22 protein-coding genes are annotated in these 20,928 nt (G+C 66.4%); 16 read left to right on the top strand and 6 right to left on the bottom strand.

Features of this window, described 5'->3' with window-relative positions; translation table 11 throughout:
- The first annotated feature begins 224 nt into the window (after positions 1 to 224).
- Complete coding sequence (locus ABV518_RS16305; protein WP_367768677.1) at positions 225 to 1,814, top strand: DUF222 domain-containing protein; 1,590 nt, start codon at positions 225 to 227, stop codon at positions 1,812 to 1,814.
- A 49-nt stretch (positions 1,815 to 1,863) separates the two neighbouring features.
- Here ABV518_RS16305 and ABV518_RS16300 read toward each other — a convergent pair whose 3' ends face one another.
- Positions 1,864 to 2,484 (bottom strand): L-threonylcarbamoyladenylate synthase, encoded by a 621-nt coding sequence (locus ABV518_RS16300; protein WP_337347266.1) that lies wholly within the window; start codon positions 2,482 to 2,484, stop codon positions 1,864 to 1,866.
- Between the two features lie 925 nt (positions 2,485 to 3,409).
- On the opposite strand from ABV518_RS16300, the gene ABV518_RS16295 reads away from it, so the two are divergent.
- Positions 3,410 to 4,090 (top strand): DUF4166 domain-containing protein, encoded by a 681-nt coding sequence (locus tag ABV518_RS16295; protein ID WP_367768673.1) that lies wholly within the window; start codon positions 3,410 to 3,412, stop codon positions 4,088 to 4,090.
- An 87-nt stretch (positions 4,091 to 4,177) separates the two neighbouring features.
- Complete coding sequence (locus ABV518_RS16290) at positions 4,178 to 5,146, top strand: squalene cyclase (protein ID WP_367768670.1); 969 nt, start codon at positions 4,178 to 4,180, stop codon at positions 5,144 to 5,146.
- Positions 5,147 to 5,150: 4 nt separating this feature from the next.
- Here the strand turns inward: ABV518_RS16290 and ABV518_RS16285 are convergent, their stop codons facing one another.
- The gene (locus ABV518_RS16285; protein ID WP_367768667.1) at positions 5,151 to 5,624 is read right to left on the bottom strand and encodes a DUF1990 family protein; all 474 of its coding nucleotides are present in this window, start codon (positions 5,622 to 5,624) and stop codon (positions 5,151 to 5,153) included.
- A gap of 262 nt (positions 5,625 to 5,886) precedes the next feature.
- Here ABV518_RS16285 and ABV518_RS16280 point away from each other — a divergent pair, with 262 nt between their 5' ends.
- Positions 5,887 to 6,273: a DUF1801 domain-containing protein gene (locus ABV518_RS16280; RefSeq protein ID WP_367768664.1), complete on the top strand. Its 387-nt coding sequence runs from the start codon at positions 5,887 to 5,889 to the stop codon at positions 6,271 to 6,273.
- On the opposite strand, the gene ABV518_RS16275 is transcribed toward ABV518_RS16280, so the two are convergent.
- On the bottom strand, positions 6,270 to 7,265 hold the full coding sequence (locus tag ABV518_RS16275) for a patatin-like phospholipase family protein (protein ID WP_367768661.1): 996 nt from the start codon (positions 7,263 to 7,265) through the stop codon (positions 6,270 to 6,272). The genes ABV518_RS16280 and ABV518_RS16275 overlap by 4 nt on opposite strands.
- 343 nt (positions 7,266 to 7,608) lie before the next feature.
- On the opposite strand from ABV518_RS16275, the gene ABV518_RS16270 reads away from it, so the two are divergent.
- On the top strand, positions 7,609 to 8,268 hold the full coding sequence (locus ABV518_RS16270) for a DNA alkylation repair protein (RefSeq protein ID WP_367769004.1): 660 nt from the start codon (positions 7,609 to 7,611) through the stop codon (positions 8,266 to 8,268).
- On the opposite strand, the gene map is transcribed toward ABV518_RS16270, so the two are convergent.
- Positions 8,265 to 9,035 (bottom strand): type I methionyl aminopeptidase, encoded by a 771-nt coding sequence (gene map, locus ABV518_RS16265; RefSeq protein WP_367769001.1) that lies wholly within the window; start codon positions 9,033 to 9,035, stop codon positions 8,265 to 8,267. The genes ABV518_RS16270 and map overlap by 4 nt on opposite strands.
- A 53-nt stretch (positions 9,036 to 9,088) precedes the next feature.
- Here map and ABV518_RS16260 point away from each other — a divergent pair, with 53 nt between their 5' ends.
- Positions 9,089 to 9,361, top strand: coding sequence for a helix-turn-helix domain-containing protein (locus ABV518_RS16260; RefSeq protein ID WP_367768657.1), 273 nt, complete (start codon positions 9,089 to 9,091; stop codon positions 9,359 to 9,361).
- Between the two features lie 128 nt (positions 9,362 to 9,489).
- On the opposite strand, the gene ABV518_RS16255 is transcribed toward ABV518_RS16260, so the two are convergent.
- Complete coding sequence (locus ABV518_RS16255) at positions 9,490 to 11,466, bottom strand: amino acid transporter (protein ID WP_367768653.1); 1,977 nt, start codon at positions 11,464 to 11,466, stop codon at positions 9,490 to 9,492.
- Between the two features lie 179 nt (positions 11,467 to 11,645).
- Between ABV518_RS16255 and ABV518_RS16250 the strand changes: the two genes are divergently transcribed.
- From ABV518_RS16250 to ABV518_RS16205, 10 genes are all read left to right on the top strand, one after another.
- Complete coding sequence (locus ABV518_RS16250) at positions 11,646 to 13,604, top strand: DUF4118 domain-containing protein (protein WP_367768650.1); 1,959 nt, start codon at positions 11,646 to 11,648, stop codon at positions 13,602 to 13,604.
- On the top strand, positions 13,601 to 14,320 hold the full coding sequence (locus ABV518_RS16245) for a response regulator (RefSeq protein WP_367768647.1): 720 nt from the start codon (positions 13,601 to 13,603) through the stop codon (positions 14,318 to 14,320). The genes ABV518_RS16250 and ABV518_RS16245 overlap by 4 nt, the downstream gene beginning before the upstream one ends.
- A 145-nt stretch (positions 14,321 to 14,465) precedes the next feature.
- Positions 14,466 to 14,897: a VOC family protein gene (locus tag ABV518_RS16240; protein ID WP_310164122.1), complete on the top strand. Its 432-nt coding sequence runs from the start codon at positions 14,466 to 14,468 to the stop codon at positions 14,895 to 14,897.
- Between the two features lie 57 nt (positions 14,898 to 14,954).
- Entirely contained in the window at positions 14,955 to 15,638 is a 684-nt protein-coding gene (locus ABV518_RS16235; protein WP_367768642.1) for a hypothetical protein, read from the top strand.
- A gap of 13 nt (positions 15,639 to 15,651) precedes the next feature.
- Positions 15,652 to 16,161, top strand: coding sequence for an HAD domain-containing protein (locus ABV518_RS16230; RefSeq protein WP_367768639.1), 510 nt, complete (start codon positions 15,652 to 15,654; stop codon positions 16,159 to 16,161).
- A 153-nt stretch (positions 16,162 to 16,314) separates the two neighbouring features.
- Complete coding sequence (locus ABV518_RS16225) at positions 16,315 to 17,595, top strand: anion permease (RefSeq protein WP_367768636.1); 1,281 nt, start codon at positions 16,315 to 16,317, stop codon at positions 17,593 to 17,595.
- Positions 17,592 to 17,813, top strand: a complete 222-nt coding sequence (locus ABV518_RS16220) for a hypothetical protein (protein WP_367768633.1) — start codon at positions 17,592 to 17,594, stop codon at positions 17,811 to 17,813. The genes ABV518_RS16225 and ABV518_RS16220 overlap by 4 nt, the downstream gene beginning before the upstream one ends.
- Before the next feature lie 108 nt (positions 17,814 to 17,921).
- Entirely contained in the window at positions 17,922 to 18,881 is a 960-nt protein-coding gene (locus ABV518_RS16215; RefSeq protein ID WP_367768630.1) for a hypothetical protein, read from the top strand.
- 13 nt (positions 18,882 to 18,894) lie between these two features.
- On the top strand, positions 18,895 to 19,761 hold the full coding sequence (locus ABV518_RS16210) for a hypothetical protein (protein WP_367768628.1): 867 nt from the start codon (positions 18,895 to 18,897) through the stop codon (positions 19,759 to 19,761).
- A 13-nt stretch (positions 19,762 to 19,774) separates the two neighbouring features.
- Positions 19,775 to 20,332 carry a dihydrofolate reductase family protein gene (locus ABV518_RS16205; RefSeq protein WP_367768625.1) on the top strand — a complete coding sequence of 186 codons (558 nt, stop codon included), beginning with the start codon at positions 19,775 to 19,777 and terminating at the stop codon, positions 20,330 to 20,332.
- Positions 20,333 to 20,346: 14 nt separating this feature from the next.
- On the opposite strand, the gene ABV518_RS16200 is transcribed toward ABV518_RS16205, so the two are convergent.
- On the bottom strand, positions 20,347 to 20,826 hold the full coding sequence (locus tag ABV518_RS16200; protein WP_367768623.1) for a hotdog fold thioesterase: 480 nt from the start codon (positions 20,824 to 20,826) through the stop codon (positions 20,347 to 20,349).
- Positions 20,827 to 20,928 lie beyond the last annotated feature (102 nt).

Below are 20,928 nucleotides of genomic sequence, written 5' to 3'. Positions count from 1 at the left end.
CGTCCTGTCCCGCCAACTCCCCTCATCCAGGCCGGCCCTCCGTCCGTTCCTGCCCGGTTACTTTGGCGCCGTCCAGGCGGCGCGCCGTGCACGACGGCGTGTCCCATCTGAGAACGTCCGCTCGGCCCGGAGCAACTGGGCAGGAGCGCACACCCTGGCTGACGGACTTTTGCCGGGCGTGGTCTCCGGGCAATAATGTCAGAGCCTCCCGCCATGATTGCTATATGGGAAGAGCAGCGGTGGCGAAGGCATTTGCGGATATCGATGCCGCCGTTGCTGTGCTTTTTGCCGAGCTGGACGGGACGGGCCCGGGGGCGGATCCTGATGCCGATCCGTTGCAGGACAGGTCGGATCTTTGCCTGGACATGTTGGCCGGGACGGCCCGGTCGGAGCCGCGGATGGCCGCGGTGAAGGCCCGGGCCGCCTCAGAATACGTGGACAATATCCACTCGATGGCAGCCCCTGATGCGCCGGCGATGCCGCGGGAAGCGTCCGTGGCTGCGGAGATCGCGTGTGTCCTGACGATCGGGCCGCGCGCGGCCAGTGCGTTCCTGTCCGACTCCCACGAGCTGACCACCCGGTTGCCGCTGACCCTGTCCGCACTGCAGGCCGGAACCATTTCCTGGCAGCACGCCCGGGTCATGGTCGACGAAACAGCCAGCCTCGATCCCGCCGGGGCCGCAGCCCTGGAAGCGCACTTCCTGGACCCTGCCGCGCCAAACCCGGCCCATGGCTGCCCTGCCGGGGAAATGCCCGCCTCCCGGTTCCGGCACAAAGCCCGCATCTGGCGCGAACGCCACCACGCCGAAAGCATCGAGAAGCGGCACGCCAAAGGTGTTCTGGACCGGCGGGTCGAGTACACGCCGGACAGGGACGGCATGGCCTGGCTCTCCGGGTACCTGCCCGCAGACCAGGCCGCGGCAACCTGGAACCGCATCACCGCCATCGCCCGGGGCCTGCAGGGACCCGACGAGCAGCGCACCCTCACCCAGATCCGGGCCGACGTCTACGCCGCCGCCCTCCTCGGCGGCGGGCACAGCCGCAGCACCGGCGAGGGCGGCACGGCCGGCTGCGGCGGCGATGGCGATGGCCGTGCTTTCGACGGCGACGCCGGCAGGAAAAGCAGCGGCGGGGAGGCGTGGAATCCCGGGCAGGTCCCCACGCCGCGGGCCGAGGTCCTGGTCACGGTGCCGGTGTTTGCGCTGCTCGGCGCAACCGAGGAACCGGCCATGCTCGACGGCTACGGGCCGATCCCGGCATCCATGGCCAGGGACCTGCTCGCCAATGGGGCCGGCTCCTTCCACCGCGTCCTGGTTGACCCGCGCGACGGGGCACAGCTGGAAATCGGCCGGAAGAGTTATCGGCCCACCGAAGCGATGCGGCGCTGGCTGCGGATGCGCGATGGCCGATGCACCTTCCCGGGATGCTCCAACCAGTCCCTGGACAACGAAGCGGACCATCTCCTGGCCTGGGCCGACGGCGGGACCACCGGCGTGTCGAACCTGCGCCAGCTGTGCCCCCGTCACCACCGGCTCAAACACGCCAGCACCTGGACACCCACCCCGGCCACAAAGAACGAACCACCCGGCTGGATCTCACCCAGCGGCCGCCACTACACCAGCGAACACCAGGACTGGGAACCACCACAATTACCCAAAGAACTGCAACCGGCAATGACCTCAAAACTGGCAGCCGCCGGATGCATTCCGCCGTCGGCTCAGCGTGACTCTTTCAACGGCCACGCGGACATCGCCCACATCGGGCTCTCCCTGGGAGAAGACGGCCTCGAGCGGTACCTGCATGCCCACGCCTGATCAGGCCTGCCCTCATCCCGCAATCCCGCCGGGAACCCGCACCAAGGGCTTACTCGAAGCGGGAGGGGTCCCCGGTGCCGCGGCGTACCACTTCGGCCACGCCGCTGGAGAAGTCAACCACGGTGGTGGGCTCGGACCCGCAGTCGCCCGAATCAATGACGGCGTCCACCTCGTGGTCGAGCCGCTCCTTGATTTCCCAGCCCTGCGTCAGCGGATCCTCCTCGTCCGGGAGGAGCAGCGTGCTGGACAGCAGCGGCTCGCCGAGCTCCGCGAGCAGCGCTTGCACCACCCGGTTGTCCGGGATCCGGACGCCAACGGTTTTCTTCTTCGGGTGCAGCAGCCGGCGGGGGACTTCCTTGGTGGCCGGCAGGATGAACGTGTAACTGCCGGGGGTCACGGACTTGATGCTGCGGAAGACGTCATTGCCGATGTTCACGAACTGGCCCAGCTGGGCGAAATCCTTGCAGACAAGGGTGAAGTGGTGCTTGTCGTCCAGCTTACGGATGGTGCGGATGCGGTCGAGCGCGTCCTTGTTGCCCAACTGCGCGCCCAAGGCGTAGCAGGAGTCCGTCGGGTAGGCGATCAGGCCGCCGTCGAGCACTATGCGCACGGCCTGCGTGATGGCGCGGGGCTGGGGATCCTGGGGATGAACATCGAAGTATCTGGCCATGCTCCTGAGCCTACGGCCCGACGCGGAATACTGCATCCGCGGCGTGCCGCGGACGTCGACGCAGCTGATGAACTGCTGACAATTCCCGTCGGGCTCCAACGGCACTTTAGGATGCTGGGATGGGGGAAATTTTGGGTGGGAAAGAACCAGCGGCGCACAGGCCGATCTACGTGGAGATTGGCATTCGAGCCCCCTTGGAGCGGGTGTGGACCCTGAGTCAGGACCCGGCACTGCACCCTAGGTGGGATCTGCGGTTTTCACGGATCGTTCCTGAACCTGGCGTTGGCCAGGGTCCTGTCCGTTTTCGCTACGAGTTCCGGCTCCCGTTTCACTGCATTCAAGGGGTCGGGACATCGCTGGGCCACCGGTATCGGCCCGACGGCCAAGCCACATCGGTGCTGAAGTTCGACACCGCTGACCTGCTTTCTCCCATTGGGCCGGGTTCAGGATACTGGCGGTACATTCCAACGGACGAGGGTCTTCGGTTCATCACCGGCTACAACTACCGGCCGGGAATGGGCGTCCTCGGACGAATCCTGGATTCCAGTGTGATCCGGCCGGCCCTGGGCTGGGCGACGGCCACAAGCTTTGACCGCCTGAGGATGTGGGCGGAGTCGGACATCGACCCCGCGGAGTCCCGCAACCGATGGTTCATGGACGCCGCGGCCAGGGCGGGTGGGCTGCTGACCGCCGGTTTCCTGGTCCACCAGGCCCTGACAGGACGAAACGCGGCTGCCGCAGCTGTAGGCGTGGCTACAGGTCTGGCTTCATGCATCCTGCCGTCCCACTGGACCGTACCCAGAGCCGGGCGGTGTCTGCGGCGGCCTCCTGACTCCCGCTCGGCGCATGTCCCCTCCGCCCTTGCCGGACTTCCGTCACCCTCCGCACGTCCTACAGGCAACAAAACCCGAAGTCAGGAGCATCCATGACATCGATTTTTGAGCAGGCCCTGGGCACCGATTTCCAACGCCTGCACCCAATGCTGCAGAAACGCTTCGGCGTTGATACCGAAGCGGGTTACGCATGCGTGGGACGCGGAATTTTCGCAGAAGTCCGTCGTGGGGCCTGGTGGACGGTCCCCTTTCTGCGTGTCGGGGCTTACCGCAACATCCTCTTCCCTGACCAGGGCAACAACATCCCGTTCACGATCGAGAACTACCCCTATGTCGACGGATTCGGCCGCCCGACAGTGACGTTTGTCAGGACCCTGGAGCTGCCGGGCAAGAAACGGCGCTTTGATGCCACCATGGTGCACAGCGCACAAAGCGGCAACATCGTTGACTACCTTGGGACGCACCAGCACCTTGCCACTGACCTTGTCCTGGAGGTCACAGCCGATGGATCCCTGCATCTGCAATCCGGAACCCAGAGGTTCTACGAAGGCGTCGTGGGATTCACCTTTCCTGCGCTACTCACCGGGACGGCAGACCTGTATGAGAGCTTTGATGAGGCCCGTGGGTTATTCACGATTCAGCTGCAGGTGCGCAACCCCGTCGTCGGATTCCTTTTCGGATACCGGGGCGAATTCGAGTGCACCTTCCCGGCCCTGTCCAATGGAGGAATCCCAGGGCACCTCAAACCGCGGCGGGAGGAAATCCGGGAATAGCGGCCAGCCACCAGCAGCCATTCTCCGCAACGAATATTTCCGTTGAGGCGGACCAAATAACGCGGCGGCGGTGGTAGCCTGCCGAAGATGGCCTTGGAACCCGCTCTGCTCGACTGGTTGCTTGACTCCGACCCGGCGCTCCGCTGGCAGGTCGAGCGCGACCTTGCCGGTGCCCCGCCCGAGGTGTGGGAAGCCACCCGGGCCCGCCTGACGACGGAAGGGTCAGCGGCGCGGCTGCTCGCGCTGCAGGATCCGGACGGCCAGTGGGCAGGGGGAGCGTACTTTCCCCACGACTTCGACTTCAAAGGTCCCGAGGCAGCCGACGGTGCCGGGCAGCCATGGTCGGCAACGACGTGGACGCTCAACACACTCCGCGACTGGGGCGTCGACGCAGCTGCCCTCGCTGGAACCGCCGACCTGCTCGCTACGAACAGCCGTTGGGAGTACAACGACCTGCCCTATTGGGAAGGGGAAGTTGACGCCTGCATCAACGCCTTCACTCTTGCCAACGGTGCGTGGCTGGGGACCGATGTCTCCGGAATCGCCCAGTGGTTCCTGGAGCACCGCATGGCCGACGGCGGGTGGAACTGCGAGTGGGTTGACGGCTCCACCCGTTCGTCCTTCCACTCCACGCTCAACTCCCTGAAGGGCCTCCTGTATTACGAGTCTGTGACCGGCGGAAGCGACGGACTGCGGGTTGCCCGCCGCGCCGGAGAGGAATACCTGCTGCAGCGCCGGCTAATTCACACACTATCCACGGGGGAACTCGTGGGAGCGTGGGTGACATGGTTCGCGTACCCGTTCCGCTGGTTCTACAGCGCCCTGAATGCGGCGGAGTATTTCCGGGCGGCGGCGCTGCACGACGGCACCGCGCCCGATCCCAGGATCGCCGACGCGATAGAGGTGATTCGCGCGGCCCGCCGCCCCGATGGCACGTGGGTGCAGGAGCGTCGTCACCCGGGACGGGTATGGTTCGACGTCGACGTGCCCCCGGGCGAGCCGTCCAAGTGGCTGACTTTTTTCGGCACACGCGTGCTCGCCTGGTGGGACGCTTGAGGCTTCAGCTAAGCGCGCGCAAGTAACGCCGTCGGACAATTCGCTGCGCGACCAGAAGAAGTGGGTAGAGCACGCGCCAGGGTTGGTGTGATCCGGCCCGTGTCAGCGACCGGATCGTGAGATGCACTTCGTCGCCGTGACGGTGGACGATGAAGGCCTCCTCACCGGAGACGGGATGTCCTGGCATGGTCCGGTAAGCGAACCCGACGCGGCCGGGCTCCTGTACGACGGCTACCACTTCGACTGGTTCAACGACTGTGGCGCCGAAAATACGGGCCGTGACATATAACAGGTCTCCCGGCGACGCCGGTCCGGTTGAGTCCACTACAAACCCACTCGCGGTTTTCACCTTCCAAAGGAGCAGCTCGCTGGCGACGCGGGCCCACACTGTATCGCCACTGCCCACGACGGCCGAGACTTCCGACCGGCGGTACTTCCGGTCGCTGGGCGGCCACCGTCGAAGCTCAGGGCTCGTCATCGCATTTTCCATGCTTAACGGCCCGATTCATTCTCAGCCGCATTCGTCCGTTCGGGCTCCCGCCTGCCGGCTCTTGTTCCGTCGCGGGTCGCGGCCCGGACCACGCCGTAAAGGATGTAAAAGAAGACGGCTGCGCATACGGCAAACAGCACAAAAGAATTCAGCGGAGCGGCGTCCATATGTTCTTCCCCCAAGAAACTTGCTATCCAGTTCGGACGCTTCCAAGCATAGACAGGTGACGGAAAGTGTTTGACTGTCCCTTATGACGCTAAATCGAAACCCGGCGGTGGATTCATTCCTGGAGTCGCTGGATCACCCGTTGAAGCCGGTCATCGAGTCCCTGCGGTTGGCGGTCCTGGAGGCCGATGATGCAATAACGGAGCAGATCAAGTGGAAGGCGCCGAGCTTTTGCTTCGATTCTGTTGACCGGGTCACGTTCAACCTTCGCCCGCTTCATCACGTTCAGCTGATTTTCCACCGCGGTGCAAAGACCAAGGCGGATAACTTTGATTTTGATGCTGCCAAGTGGAATGACCTCTTGGAAATGATCGGCCAGGACCGCGGCCAGGTGATCTTTCCCAGCGCGGAGGCAGCGACTGCACGGCAGGCGGAATTCGTTGTGCTGGTGCGGGAGTGGGTTCGGGCCTAGCGCCAGAACCCCGCGAGCTGCTCAGCGAGGGCTTGGCCTTGTTCGTGTCCGGCCCGGGCCGCGGCCGGACGCAGCGACAGGTTCATCGCATTGGCGCCGAACAGGTGCTCGGAGCTGCTGTCCGGGAAGATCGTCTCCACTCTGCTGCCGTGTGCGCGCAGCCCGTCGACCTGTGTTGCGAGGTGCACGCCCCACTCCAGCGGCACCAGTGATCTGCCGCCGAACGGTGACAGGACCAGCACCCGTGAGTATCCGGCCGCCAGGTCTGCATTCTCTGCGTTGGACCGGTAGCCGCCGTCGATGTATCGGTTGTCCCCGATCCTGTAGGGCAGGCCACTGGAACAGCTGGCGGCGACGGCGTCCGCCAGGTAGATTCCGCTGTGCCTATCGAACACAACCGGTTCACCGGTGAGTGCATCGACCGCCGTGATAAGCACCGTTCGTTGCGGCCAGCGGTGGCTGGGCAGCCGCGAGGCGACGGTGGCGCGCCACTGCGTTTGCCAGGAGCCGTCCGACGCCGAAGCCATGTCGAGTGCCGCCGCGCCCATTCTGCGGCGCATGTCAGCCGCATCCTCTGAGGAGGCGATGATTTTGGTTATCCTCTCCAGGTGGTCCGCCACCGGCCTGACCGGAAGGCGTCCTCGCTCGGATCCGGCCGGACCGGTCCGTTGCTGAGGCGTGGCGGCAAGGATGGCGGCAAACAGCTCGGCCGGGGCCGCGCCGGCTACTTGAGCCGCCGCCGTCGAGCCGGCTGACGTCCCGATGGTGAGGTCCGCCGTGGTCACGTCCAGTCCGGCATCGGACAGGCCGGCGATGACGCCGATCAGCCACGCGTTGCCTGTCGATCCGCCGCCACCGAGGACCAACGCCCTCTCGCCAGCGGCGCGCGCCCGTTTTGTGGCGCCGGGCTGCGGCTGATCCTGGACGGACCCCGGCAGTCCGGAGGCCATCGTCGGAATGGTGGGCAGAGGTGAAAAAGGTGTGGTGTTCATGGGAGTCGCCTTTCGCGAATTGCCTGTTGGGGCGCTCCCGGTGGCGACTACCTCTGTCGCGCGATCGTGGACTGCGAGGGAGCACCCATTGCGGATACTGCGTTCATGGGACTCACCTCCTGCCGATAGATCACGATCACCGGAAAATTATCACGCCGCGAAGCGGTGCGCAACGGATTCCTTCCGCCTCGGCGATCGCATAGCGCACAATCGCTGATTAAGGTGGCCCCGCGGCTCGGCGTAGGACGGAGGCAGCCTTCCGTCATAGGCTGGGACTCGCACGCGATGACAGGAGGCTACAGTGGCTGGGACGACGGTGGCTGGAACGGCGTTGGCAGAGGTGATGGCCGAGCTGGCCGCGCTCGAGGACCCCAGGGTGCGTGAGGTGAACGAGAAACGCGGTGACGACCACGGCGTGAACCTGGGCCAGTTGCGCGCGGTAGCGAAGAGGCTGAAGACGCAACAGCAACTCGCGAAGGAACTCTGGGAAACGGGTGACACCGTGGCGAGGCTTCTGGCCCTCCTGATCTGTCGGCCGAAGGCCTTCGAACGGGACGAGCTGGACGCCATGCTGCGCGAGGCCCGCACACCCAAGGTGCACGACTGGCTCGTGAACTACGTGGTGAAGAAGAGCACCCACGCCGAGGACCTTCGCGTGGCCTGGTTCGCCGATGCGGATCCTGTCGTCGCGAGTGCCGGGTGGGCACTGACCACTGAACGCGTAGTGAGGAAGCCTGCGGGCCTCGATCTCGTCCTGCTCCTCGACACCATCGAAGCCGAAATGCAAGGGGCCCCGGATCGACTGCAATGGGCGATGAACCACTGCCTTGCCCAGATCGGGATCGAGCATGCAGAGCACCGCGCCCGTGCAATCGACATCGGGGAGCGTTTGGAAGTCCTCAAGGACTATCCGACGCCTCCGAACTGCACCTCTCCGTTCGCCCCGATGTGGATCGCCGAGATGGTGCGCCGGCAGCAAGGCAGCGGCACCAACAGCGATTAGGCCAATTGCGTGAGAATGACCGGTCCGGATTCCGTAATCGCAACCGTGTGCTCGGAGTGCGCAGTCCTGCGGCCATTGGAACTGCACAAGGTCCACCCATCAGTGGCTGTGACGAGTTTCCTGGTGCCGTCCATGACCCACGGCTCTATTGCCAAAAGCAGTCCAGGGCGAAGGACATATCCGCGTCCCGGTTTACCGGTGTTCGGAATATGCGGGTCCTGGTGCATGGTGCTTCCAACGCCGTGTCCGCCGAATTCGGTATTGACCTGAAAGCGTGCTGATTCGAGCACAGAGCCAATGGCATAGGAGATGTCTCCTATGCGCGCACCGGACTGGGCCGCATTGATACCGGCCAGGAGCGCTTTCTCCGTGGTCTCGATCATGTGCCGGTCACCAGGGGCAACAGAATCGCCGACAACAAAGCTGATTGCGGAATCAGTGACCCACCCGTTAACGCTTGCCGCGAAATCAAGCGTGAGCAGGTCCCCATCCATCAGGACATAGTCATAAGGGAGGCCATGCAGGACGGCATCGTTGACTGACGTGCAAATGACTTTCCCGAAGGGGCCCCGCCCAAACGACGGGGCGTAGTCGACATAACACGATTGGGCGCCCGCGGTCCGGATCATCGAAGCCGCCCAATCGTTTATTTCCAGGAGATTGGTTCCAGGCTCGATTCTCTCCCGCAGGTCCGACAGGGTCTTTGCCACGAATTGTCCGGACAGACGGGCCTGGTCTATCTCCCGGGGTGTGAGCAGTTCAATCAATGATTCCTCCAGCATCGTTAGCGTTATTGTTATAACGGTACTACGCTGGGAAGATGGTCAGAGTCCCCCTAAGCCCAGAAGATGTCCGTGCAGGGAAACTGCTCGGTGAGATGCTCCGTGCTGCGCGGGGGGAGCGGACCCTGGTCCAGGTGGCCCTCGGGGCGGGAATTTCCCCTGAGACCCTGAGGAAGATCGAGACGGGTCGGATCGCCACGCCGTCCTTCATGATCGTGGCCGCCCTTGCTGAAGAACTGGCCCTCTCCTTGGATGGCATCCAGGGAACGCTACGAAGCGCAGTGCCCGGAAGGCTCGATTCAGCCTCCTGAAAGCACCGGCCCTCACGTCGCTTAGCACGGCCCAGAACGGCCCAGCACGGCCCAGCACGGCCAGGCACGGCAGCGCCGGGCCGAAAGCACAGCCCCGGTGCCGGCCGAAGCGCCGCCGTCGGAACGGCTCAACCCACGTGCACCCAGGGCCGCTTGGTGACATCCGGTTCGGCCTCCCGCAGGATCTCGCGCGTCACCGGGGCAATCTCGCCCTCGCCCAGCACCAGGAACTTCAGGAGGTTCACCGCGGGATTGCCTTCGGTCCAGCGGAAATAGACGTGCGGCATCAGCCCGGTTACATCGCGGATGTGCAGGAGCACCGAGGCGATGGTGTTGGGCACAACCGGCCCGTGCACCTCCAGCACCGCAAACCCGTGCCGCACAACGCCCCGGACCTCGAGCGCCGTTTCGAAGTCTGAGGAATCGTCCACGATGACTTCGAGGAACAGCGCCTGGTAGTCGGCGGGGAAGTGGCTGGCCTCCACGGCGGATGCGAGCTTATGCCGATACGCCTCCGCGGTCTGGCGGAAGGGCTCGTGGGCGATGATCCCGATGGGGCCGGACAGGTTCTCCGCCATGAACTCCAGGGCCTGGGTGTCCAGCCGGACGTGTGTGGCATGCAGTTCGAAGGAGCGCAGCACCCGGGACAGCAGCGAGATGCTGACGATCCCCAGGATGAAGAACCCAGCGATCCTGATGCCTTCCGGGCGCTCAAACATGTTGGTGACTGTGGTGTAGACAAAAAGCACCGCGATCACGCCGAAACCGATGGTCCGCTTCCGCTGCTGCAGCCTGCGGGCGGAGAGCGTCACGGCCACCGCCGCCGAGGTCATCAGCACCAGCACCCCGGTGGCGTACGCACCGCCCTGGGCGTCGACGTCGGCCTCAAACAGCCAGGTGACCAGGAACCCGGTCAGCGTAAACACCAGGACGAGGGGTCGGACAGCCTTGGCCCATTCGGGGGCCATGCCATACCGCGGCAGGTACCGGGGGACAAGGTTCAGCAGACCGGCCATCGCTGACGCCCCGGCGAACCACAGGATGGCGATGGTGCTCAGGTCATACACGGTTCCGAAGCCGGCCCCCAGGTATTCGTGCGCGAGAAATGCCAGCGCCCTGCCGTTCGCCTGCCCGCCCGGCAGGAACTCGTCCGCGGGAATCAGGACCACGGTGGTGAAGCTGCTCGTGACCAGGAAGGAGCTCATGATCACGGCTGCGGTGGTCAGCATCCTCCGTGTCCCCTGGATCCGTCCGGCCGGGTTCTCTTCGGTGTCGCCTGCTGAGCCACGGACCTGCGGCATCACCGCCACCCCGGTTTCGAAGCCGGACAGCCCGAGCGCGAGTTTGGGGAAGACCAGCAGGGCGACGGCCACCGCCATCAGCGGATTTCCGTGCGAGGTAGCCAGTGTCTGCCACCAGTCACCGACGGCCACCGGGTGGGCGAACGCCTCCCCGAGCGACCGGGCAATGACCACCACGTTGAGCCCCAGGTACACAACCACCAGGACGACGGCGACGCCGATTGCCTCCTTGAACCCGCGCAGGAAGACCGCCGCGAGGAGGGCAAGCAGGACCAGCGTCACGGCCACCTCCTGGCCGTGCAGGAAGTCCGGCGCGAACGGGTTTTCGATCAGGTGGGCGGTGGCGTCGGCAGCGGACAGCGTCATGGTGATCATGAAGTCCGTCGCCGCAAACCCCAGCAGCACCAGCACCAGCAGTTTCCCGCCCCAGCGGGGGAGCAGCCGCTCCAGCATGGCGATGGAACCCTCGCCGCGGTGGCTCTCGCCGGCAACCCGGCGGTACACCGGGAGGGCACCCAGCAGCGTCACCGCCACGAGGACCAGCGTGGCCAGCGGCGAAATGGCGCCGGCCGCGAGTGCCGCGATGGCCGGCTGGTAGCCAAGCGTGGAGAAGTAGTCCACGCCGGTCAGGCACATCACCTGCCACCAGTGGTGCTTCTTCCCCTCGTCGGCCGCGACCCCGCCCGGCCCCTGATGGGAACCCTTGGTGTCCTGCAGCCCGAACAGCAGCCAGCCGGCGAGGGCTGCCTTCCGCGTGGGACGGAGGGCCGACGGGTCCGCCGGCGGCCTGCTCATCGTGGTCATGAAAGCCTTTCAGTCCGCGGCGCGGCGCCACGGGCACAGCCGAATCTAGTACTGCCCGCGTGCGGCGGAACCGGATTCCGGGGGATCTTGACGCATCCTTAACGCCGCTATGACGGACCACACAGCAGCCCGGGCGGGGCGGCGAAAACGGCTCCGGATCCTGGTGGGAGAATGGCCGCATGGCACGGGAACGGATAGTCATTGGGCTCAACGGCAGCGGCGACGCAGAGCTGCTCGTCCGCCGCGCCGCCCGGATCCTGGAACGGAGCGACGGCGGGGACCTGGTGGCCGTGCATGTCCGCACCGCTGAGGGCGCCCCGGGGGAGTCGCCTCAGGCCCTGGAGGCACAGCGCAGGCTGGTGGTTGGCCTGGGCGGGACGTACCACACGGTCTCCGCGTCCGACCCCTCCCGGGCCCTGCTCGATTACGCCCGAAAGTCCGCCGCCACCCATATCGTGGTGGGCCAGTCGCGGCGCAGGCCGCTGGCCGGACTGCTGTCCGGGCTGCTCTCCGGCGGCACCGTGGAGACCCGGGTGGTCCGCGGCGCGGGCGACATTGATGTCCAGGTGGTTCCCCGCTTTGAGCCCCAGCCGGTCCCGCCGCGCCGGCGGCCGGACCTTGGCCGGGCCAGGGTGGCAGTCGGCTTTGCCCTGGCAGCTTCCCTGCCCGTCCTGCTGCAGCTGCTGCTCGCAGCCTTCGACCACAGTGTCGCCACCGCAGTCCTGGTCCAGCTTGCGGGCGCCGTGGCGGTGGCGCTGGTGGGCGGGCTGTGGCCGGCCGTGGTCGGCGCGCTCTGGAGCAGCGTCCTGGTGAACTACTTCTCCACCCCGCCGCTGGGCGACCTGGCGATCAGCGATCCGCAGGACCTCCTCTCGCTGGGTGTTTTTGTGGGCGTTTCCGTGGCCGTCGCCGGCGTGGTGGACAGGTCCGCCCGCCGCTCCAAGGAGGCCGCCCGCGCCCAGGCGGAGTCTGCAACGCTCGGGGACCTCGCACTGGGGGCATCCCGTTCGGAGGACACCCTGGAGGGGATCCTGGCGGAAGCCCTGGACGTTTTCGGCGCCACCGGGGCCGGCGTATTCACCAGCCGGGAAGGCCCGACGGCGGGTGGGGAACCGCCGTCGAAATCCTCCGGTGGGCCCGGTACGGACCCTCACGGCCAGGTCTGGAGGCTGCTTGCCGGCGCCGGGGACACCCCGGCGTGGGCGCCCGGTGTCACGGCGCCGGCTGGCAGCACCGCGGAAGCGGTCGACGCCGGCACCCGGCTGGTGCTGTTCGGCCGGGACGTGCCGGCCTCGGAAAGCCGGCTGCTGGGTGCTTTTGCGGTCCACGTCAAAGCCCAGCTGGAACGACGCCAGCTGGCCGTGAGCCGGCGCGAGGTGCTGCGGCTGGCCGAAGGGAACACCATGCGCACCGCTATTCTGCGGGCTGTATCCCACGACCTGCGGACACCGTTGGCCGGCATCAAGCTCGCCACCGGGGGCCTGCTGCAGCGGTCCGTCACCTACACCCCTGAGGAGCAAAGGGAGCTGCTGGAAACCATTGACGAGTGCACGGACCGGCTGGACCAGCTGGTGGGGAACCTGCTGGACATGTCCAGGATCACCGCCGATTCGGTGCGGCCGATGCTTGGACCGGTGCGCTGGAGCGATATTGTTGCCCCCGCGCTCCGCGGTCTTCCGGAGGGCACTGTCAGGGTGGAGTTGCCCGCCAACATGCCCACTGTCGAAGCCGATCCGGTCCTGCTGGAACGCGTCGTTGCCAATATCGTGGAAAACGCCGTCAAGTACGCTCCCGGCCCGGGAATCACCATCACCGGCGCATCCGACGGCTTGGGCTCGGCCACCCTGGACGGGTATCCGTCCGGCGAGCTGCGGATCATCGACCACGGCGCCGGCGTGCCCGCGCGGAAGGTCCTGGACATGTTCCAGCCGTTCCAGCGGCTCCACGACCGGCCACAGGCCACCGGCGTGGGACTGGGCCTCGCCGTCGCCGACGGTTTCGTCAAGGCCATGGGCGGGACCCTGACGGCACAGGAAACTCCCGGCGGCGGACTGACCATGGTGATCCGGCTGGCCCTTTCCACCGGCTCAACAGGTGCGCGCCACGCGGCCGGCCAGCCGCGCCAGGAGGCCACGTGAACACGGACCCGGCCCACGCTGCCGGCCTGCAGGGCGGCCACCGGACCAGCGTCCTGGTAGTCGACGACGACCCCCACCTGCTGAAGGCACTCCGGATCACGCTCCAGGCACACGGCTACGCCGTGGAAACAGCGGCCGACGGCGGCACGGCCCTGCGTGCCGCATCCCACCATCCGCCGGACGTGATGATCCTGGATCTGGGACTGCCGGACCTCGACGGGGCGGAGGTCCTGCAGGAACTCCGCCGCTGGAGCAGCCTTCCCGTCCTGGTGCTGTCCGCGCGGCACGGTTCATCCGACAAGGTGGACGCCCTGGACGCGGGAGCGGACGACTACATCACCAAACCCTTCGGCTTGGACGAGCTCCTGGCCCGGCTGCGTGCGCTGCTCCGCCGCGTTCCGGAGCCCGAATCGGCGCCCACCGTGGCGGCGTCCTCCTTCACCGTGGACCTTGCCCGGCGGCGCGTCACGAAGGACGGGGACGCGGTCCGGCTGACACCCACCGAATGGAACATCCTGGAGCTGCTGGTCCGGAACCCAGCCCGCCTCGTGACCCAGCAGCAGCTGCTCCTGGACGTCTGGGGACCAGCGTACCAAAAGGAAGCCAACTACCTGCGCGTGTACATGGCACAGCTGCGCCGGAAGCTCGAGGCCGACCCCGGAAACCCGCGCCACCTGATCACCGAGCCAGGCGTTGGGTACCGTTTTATGCCCTGAATCAGGCGCTGATTCAGACGCCGAATCCGGCCTTGAATCCTGCGGGGAAACCGGCGGCCGGGAACCCTATGAACCGGGATGGAATTGCGGCAGGATGTTGACTGTTCCTTTCAGATCCCGTAACGAACCGCAAGGAGAACCGGCCATGCCGACGACGCTCAACCCCTACCTTGGCTTCCGCGACAACGCCCGTGAGGCGATGACCTTCTACCAGTCAGTGTTCGGCGGCGAGCTGGCCCTCAGCACCTTCGGCGAGTTCCAGGCCAGCGAGGATCCGGCGGAAGCCGACAAGATCATGCACGGCATGCTGACCGCCGCCAACGGCCTGGTCCTGATGGGGGCCGATACGCCCAACGGAATGGACCTCGCATCCGGCAGCTCCATTTCGGTCTCGCTCAGCGGCGACGACGAAGCCGAGCTGCGCGGTTACTGGGAGAAGCTGAGCGGCGACGGCGGCAGCGTGACCGTCCCGCTGGAACCGGCGCCCTGGGGCGACATCTTCGGCATGTGCACTGACCGGTTCGGGACAGCGTGGCTGGTCAACGTCAACAACCCGCAGGCGGCGCCCGCTTCCTAGTCAGGTCCCCGGCTGCAGTCCTTGAGGAGCGGCTGCACGCAGTGCGACGATAGAAGCGTGCAGCCCATCCTCGACTTTCTGGCCCACAATTGGTGGTTGGTCTTTCCCCTCAGCGGAGTGATGGGCGGCTGGGCCCGGTCATGGCAGAAGTCCACCGAACGCAGGCACCAGCGGCGGGTGGAACTGTACAAACTCAGAAACCAGTCACTCCAGGCGGAGCAGGTCGCTGAAGCCGAAGTGGCGTCCCTGATGGCCACCCACGATGCAGTCAACAGGCGATGGCTGGACTATGAGCTGGACGTGGGGAAGCTGATCGACTTTCCCCTGATGACCGACGTCCGCGAACCATTGACGGTGGCGTTCTTGCGCGCAAAACGGGAGGCAGACGGCCTCCGGCCCGCCTCGGCCAAGGAGCTGACGGCGGCGTCCCGGCTTGAGGCCTACCGCGCGGCAGTGAACGGCTACGACGTGGCGTTCTCGGTGGCGGAACGGGAAGCCAGGCGCATCAGGGACACCAACTTCTCCGGCCCCGAACGGGAGCGGCTCGCCACCGCCAGGAAACTGCTGCGGCTGGCAGAAGACAGCGCAGCCACACCGGCCGAACGCCAGGCAGCCTACAAACGGGCCCGCCGGGAACTGGACGGCCTCATCGTCCTTCCCGACGCCACGGTGGCCGCACTGGAGGAGAAAGTGGCGCCCATGCTGGACTCCGGCCAAACGTCGGACTTCCCCCAACGCTGAGGCACCGGCGGCCGTGGGGAGCGTCACCCTGTACCTGGACGTGGACGGCGTCATCTGCCCGTTCGGCCCCGCGGGCCGAAGCGAATGGGGCACGGAATGGCGCCGCGCCGACGCCGGCCTGCTGCCGGTTGCCTACGCGCAGGAACTGGTGGACGGGCTCAACGGCCTGGCAGCGGCGCCGCACGTGAGGTGTATCTGGCTGACCAGCTGGGAGGACATGGCGGCGGAATTCCTGTGCCCCGCGATCGGCCTGGGCGGGGGCCGGTGGCCCTGCCTGACCGCGGACGGCGGCAACACAGGGGAGGGGTGGTGGAAACTCTCGGCGCTGCAGGCGGATTTGGAACAGAGCAACCCGGAGCGGATCGTGTGGATTGACGACCAGCTCCGGTTTGAACGGGAAGCGCAGCAGTGGGCCCGGTTCCTCGGCGCCCGGATCCTGCTGGTGTCTCCTGATCCGCGGCACGGAATCTCGCCCGCTGAACTGGATTCGGTCGCCTCCTTCCTCAGACCGCCGCTGTTTTGACCTGATGCCCGCTACGCGTACGATCGATAAGGTTTCACGCCGGTCCTGTTAACGCCGCAGGTCATTCCACGCGAACAGCTGGTGAATTATGCTGTGCAAGGCAGCCGGGGGAAAAGAAACTGCTGAACGTCGACTCTGCAGATTGGGCAACAGGTGGATATCACCTTCATGGTGGCGCTGGTCATCGCACTGGCACTATTTTTCGACTTCACGAACGGCTTCCATGACACTGCGAATGCGATGGCCACGCCCATCGCCACAGGTGCCATCAAGCCGAAGACTGCAGTAACACTCGCCGCCATCCTGAACCTGGTGGGTGCCTTCCTGTCAACGGAGGTCGCCAAGACCGTTTCCGGCGGTATCATCCGCGAAGGCTCGGACGGCGTCCAGATCACCCCGGACATCATCTTCGCCGGCCTGATGGGCGCCATCCTCTGGAACATGATCACCTGGCTCAAAGGCCTGCCGTCGAGCTCATCCCATGCCCTTTTCGGCGGCCTGATCGGCGCCGCCATCGCGGGGATCGGCTTCAACTCCGTGAACCTGGAAACCCTCATGCAGAAGGTCATCCTGCCGGCCGTCTTCGCCCCGCTCATCGCCGGCATCGTGGCCTACATCTGCACCCGGCTCGCTTATGCGCTGACCGCCCGCCACGACCCCGAAACCGGCAGCAAGCTCACCCAGAAGCGCGGCGGATTCCGCACGGGCCAGATCTTCACGTCCAGCCTGGTGGCTCTGGCGCACGGAACCAACGATGCCCAGAAGACCATGGGCATCATCACCCTGGTCCTCATTGCTGCCGGCACCCAGGCTCCGGGCACCGGACCGCAAATCTGGGTCATCGCAGCTTGTGCCGTGGCCATCGCCGTGGGCACGTATGCCGGCGGCTGGCGCATCATCCGGACCATGGGATCCGGGCTCACCGAGGTCAAACCCGCCCAGGGTTTCGCGGCTGAGACCAGCACGGCGTCGGCCATCCTGGCCTCCTCGCACCTGGGCTTCGCCCTCTCCACCACGCAGGTCGCGTCCGGCTCGGTCATCGGCTCCGGCATGGGCCGCAAGGGCACCACCGTCCGCTGGAACATGGTGGGCAAGATCGCGCTGGGCTGGCTGTTCACCCTCCCGGCCGCCGGCATCGTAGGGGCCCTGACCGCGCTCCTCGTCAAGACCGGCGTGGTGGGCGTGCTGATTGCGGCCGTCGCAGGCACGTCCGCGGTGCTGTTTATGTTCTTCTACTCCCGCAAATCCCAGGTGGGCCACCACAACGCTGTTGAGGTCGAAGAAGCCGGACAGGCAGTCCGCTTCGCCAAGAAGAAAGCCCTCGCCCGGGCCCGGGCCAAGGCCAGGGCGGCCAAAGCCCCCACCGAAGCCTCCACCGAACCCCCAGTCCAAGGGCCAGTCGAAGCGCATGAGCAGAAGGATAGTCAGCGATGAAGTGGTTGGAACTCCTGACCGTAGCCGGCACCACCCTGGTGGCTGCCGTGACCGTGGTGGTCCTGTACTCACTCGGCGTCCGGCTGACCGCCATCGCCGGTGACACCGAGCAGGCCTCACCGCGCGCCAAGCGCTCCTTCGCCTACATCTGCTTTGGCCTCTGCGTCGTCGCCGTGCTGTTTGGGCTATACCTGATCATCCCGTACTTCAGCAAGTAGTTTTGTCTGGCGGATAGCCTGCTGCAGGGGAATAGTTAACACTGTTTCAGCATGTCCGCCCGGACGGCACCAGCCAGTCCGGGTTTGCCGGAAGCAGGTGGGCCTGTCATGCACAGCCAAACCGCCGCAGGAGCAAGAACAGCGGCCGCCGCGGCCTCCCTGTGCCTGCTGGTCCTCGCCAGCGGCTGCTTCGCGTCCCCGAACGCACCTGCCTCCCGGGAAAGTACGACGGCGGCCGCGGCCACGGCGGAACCGTCTCCTTCACCACCACCCGAGCTGCCAACCGTGCGGCCCCTGCCGGGGCCTGTGGTTGGCCCGGCAGTCCCTGACGCCCCCGTGATCCGGTGGGTTCCGCTCGGCCCGGCCGCGCCGACCGATCCGCCGGAGGGCGCGCTCTACGAACTGCTCCGCAGCCGCGACTGCACCGGCCTTCGGGATTCCACCCTCAACACTTCCTTCCCCGCCGTATGGGCTGCAGCCGGCGCCACGTGCGTTGCCCTGGCCTCTGACAGCCCCCGTGACTGGCAGCGGGCCCGTGAACTCCTGGCGGTCATCCCGGACCTCCCGCCGGAACGATGCTGGGAGATCAAAGTCAGCGAGTCCCTGCGCCAGGCCGTTGTTGTGCGTGCTGAGTACCCCGGCGTCCAGCTGCGAGTAGACCCGCAGGCCGGTGATGACTGCCGCCGGCAGCTGACCGGACTGACCGTCCTGGACGGCCCGCATGCCGGTGCGGCCGGACCAACAGTGCCCGCGGGCGGCGGAACGCCTGTGCGGCTTGAGGGATTCTTCGTGAACGTGGACGCCGTCCTCGTGGGCGGGACGGCGGCGGAGTTTGAGGGGCCGCAGTTTGGACCGTTTGTGTTCTACGCACCGCCCGGCGCCGGCGGGAGCGCAGCCAAGGTGACCGTCCAGGCAACGCCCGCCGTATCCGGCGAGGCCACCCTGCACTACGCCGTGCCGTCCACGCCCGGCCCCACGCCGTCGACGCCTTCCACACCCGGCCCGACGCCGTCGGGCACGGAAGCACGCGCGCCCGGCCCCACGCCGTCGGCCGGTATACAGCCGTGAGCGGCTCGCGGCCATGACCGAAAGGCAGGAAGCCGACCCTCGCTGGAAGCGCGCTGCCGACCTTCTGGCAGCCATCGGACCGCCGCTCACCATCGCCACGGCCCTGCTGGTCTACTTCGGCTGGGCAAGGACAGACGCCCAGGCCAAGACCATGGGGCTGGACGTCAGCCTCTTCGGCTATACCGTGCAGGACTTCGTCCTCAGGAGCATCCCGTCCCTGTTCATTCCCTTGGTGTGGCTCCTGATTGCGGCAGTCCTGTGGCTGACCATGGACAGGATCCTCGCCAGGCAGCTGGATGCGGGCCACCGCGTTGGGGTCGGCAGGCTGGCCTGGGTGCTCCTGTTCGGCGGGGTGGCATGCGCCGCCGCCATGTGGCTGGCGGTGATCCTGCAGCCGGGGCGGACCTTGCTCTACGTGCCGTACATCATGGCGGGCGGCGTGCTCCTGGCGGCCTGGGGCCTAAGCCTCCGGCGTAGGTCCAGGGACGACGGCTACACGACGACGGCGGTGTCCCGCGGAACGGAGCGGACCCTGGTCCTCTGCCTGGTCACCCTCCTGCTGTTCTGGGGCACGTCGGACTTCGCACAGGCACTCGGCCGGGGACTGGCCGTGAGCTACGAGGAACAGTCCGCGCTCCTGCCCACCGCCGTCGTCTACAGCACCGAACGCCTGGCCATCAGAGCGCCCAACGTGACTGAGGAGTCCAGCGGCACGGCAGAGCATCCCTCCTACAGCTACAACGGCCTGCGGCTCCTCGTGGTCAGCGGCGGGCGGATCTTCCTGCTTAACGAAGGCTGGACCATCCGCAGCGGCAAGGTGGTGGTGCTCCGCGACGAGCCCGGACTGCGGGTGGAGTATGGGAACCCCGAGTCCAAATGAGTACGCTGGAGCCATGTCCCGCTTCCAGTATTTTGTGGCTGCATCCCTGGACGGCTTCATCGCCACCGCCAAAGACGATCTTGCCTGGCTGCTGCAATTCGATGGCTTCGAAGGCGGCGAGGAAAGCTACAACGCCTTTATGGACGGGGTGGGCTGCATTGTGATGGGCGGCGAAACCTATGGCTGGCTGATGGAGCACGAACCCGGCAAATGGCCCTACCCTTCCACACCCTGCTACGTGTTCACCCGGCACGAGCACACAGCACCTGCCGGGTCCGACATCACCTTCGTGCGCGGCCCGGTCCAGGAATTCATCCAGGATTTCACCGACGACGCCCGAGGGAAGAACGTCTGGGTCGTGGGCGGCGGGAACCTCGCCGCGCAGTTCGCCGCCGCCGGACACCTGGATGACCTGATCCTGTCGGTCATCCCCGTGGTGCTGGGTGACGGCAAGCGGCTGCTGCCGCTGGAGGGCCCGACGGCGCCCCTTGAGCTGACAGCCTCGCGCACCTTGGGCCGGGGGATCGTGGAGCTGCGCTACAGCTTCAAGCCCGGCGGCCCGGCCGGGTAGGTGTACCCCGTGGCCTAGTCAGCCTTCCTGGCGGGCCCGTTGTCCCGGATCATGTTGGTGATGCGGGCCGTGGAGAGCCGCCGGCCCTTGTCGTCGGTCATGACCACCTCGTGGGTTGTCAGCGTCCCGCCCAAGTGGAGGGCCGTGCAGGTTCCGGTAACGGTCCCGGCCGCGACCGACCGGTGATGGGTCGCGTTGACCTCAATGCCCACCGCATGCCGGCCGGGGCCGGCGTGCATTCCCGCGGCAAAGGATCCCAGCGTCTCGGCCAGGACCACGTGGGCCCCGCCGTGCAGGATGCCTGCCACCTGGGTGTTGCCTTCCACCGGCATGGTGGCCACCGTCCGCTCGGGGCTCATCTCCAGGAAATGGATGCCCATCTTGACCACCAGGGCGCCGATTCCGTATCCGCTGAGCCACTCGTGGAGCTGTTCGGGGACGCCTGCTGTGACCAACTCCTCAGTAAAGGGGCCGGGCGTGAAATTGTCCATCATGGCAACTAGGCTGGCACCTGTGAGTGAAACTACCAAACCGGCCCCCTTCCCTTCCGAAACCGTCGCCCTTGAGGCTGACGCCGCCCTGCAGGACATCAAGGT

It is taken from the genome of Arthrobacter sp. HS15c (genome assembly GCF_040812005.1).
GTDB lineage: Bacteria > Actinomycetota > Actinomycetes > Actinomycetales > Micrococcaceae > Arthrobacter.
This window is presented reverse-complemented; position numbering and strand designations above follow the sequence as displayed.

Coding starts and splice junctions, on each gene's coding strand:
- ABV518_RS16305 (WP_367768677.1), top strand. CDS start 225: ATGGGAAGAGCAGCGGTGGCGAAGGCATTTGCGGATATCGATGCCGCC.
- ABV518_RS16300 (WP_337347266.1), bottom strand. CDS start 2,484: ATGGCCAGATACTTCGATGTTCATCCCCAGGATCCCCAGCCCCGCGCC.
- ABV518_RS16295 (WP_367768673.1), top strand. CDS start 3,410: ATGACATCGATTTTTGAGCAGGCCCTGGGCACCGATTTCCAACGCCTG.
- ABV518_RS16290 (WP_367768670.1), top strand. CDS start 4,178: ATGGCCTTGGAACCCGCTCTGCTCGACTGGTTGCTTGACTCCGACCCG.
- ABV518_RS16285 (WP_367768667.1), bottom strand. CDS start 5,624: ATGACGAGCCCTGAGCTTCGACGGTGGCCGCCCAGCGACCGGAAGTAC.
- ABV518_RS16280 (WP_367768664.1), top strand. CDS start 5,887: ATGACGCTAAATCGAAACCCGGCGGTGGATTCATTCCTGGAGTCGCTG.
- ABV518_RS16275 (WP_367768661.1), bottom strand. CDS start 7,265: ATGAACACCACACCTTTTTCACCTCTGCCCACCATTCCGACGATGGCC.
- ABV518_RS16270 (WP_367769004.1), top strand. CDS start 7,609: ATGGCCGAGCTGGCCGCGCTCGAGGACCCCAGGGTGCGTGAGGTGAAC.
- ABV518_RS16260 (WP_367768657.1), top strand. CDS start 9,089: ATGGTCAGAGTCCCCCTAAGCCCAGAAGATGTCCGTGCAGGGAAACTG.
- ABV518_RS16255 (WP_367768653.1), bottom strand. CDS start 11,466: ATGACCACGATGAGCAGGCCGCCGGCGGACCCGTCGGCCCTCCGTCCC.
- ABV518_RS16250 (WP_367768650.1), top strand. CDS start 11,646: ATGGCACGGGAACGGATAGTCATTGGGCTCAACGGCAGCGGCGACGCA.
- ABV518_RS16240 (WP_310164122.1), top strand. CDS start 14,466: ATGCCGACGACGCTCAACCCCTACCTTGGCTTCCGCGACAACGCCCGT.
- ABV518_RS16220 (WP_367768633.1), top strand. CDS start 17,592: ATGAAGTGGTTGGAACTCCTGACCGTAGCCGGCACCACCCTGGTGGCT.
- ABV518_RS16215 (WP_367768630.1), top strand. CDS start 17,922: ATGCACAGCCAAACCGCCGCAGGAGCAAGAACAGCGGCCGCCGCGGCC.
- ABV518_RS16210 (WP_367768628.1), top strand. CDS start 18,895: ATGACCGAAAGGCAGGAAGCCGACCCTCGCTGGAAGCGCGCTGCCGAC.
- ABV518_RS16205 (WP_367768625.1), top strand. CDS start 19,775: ATGTCCCGCTTCCAGTATTTTGTGGCTGCATCCCTGGACGGCTTCATC.
- ABV518_RS16200 (WP_367768623.1), bottom strand. CDS start 20,826: ATGATGGACAATTTCACGCCCGGCCCCTTTACTGAGGAGTTGGTCACA.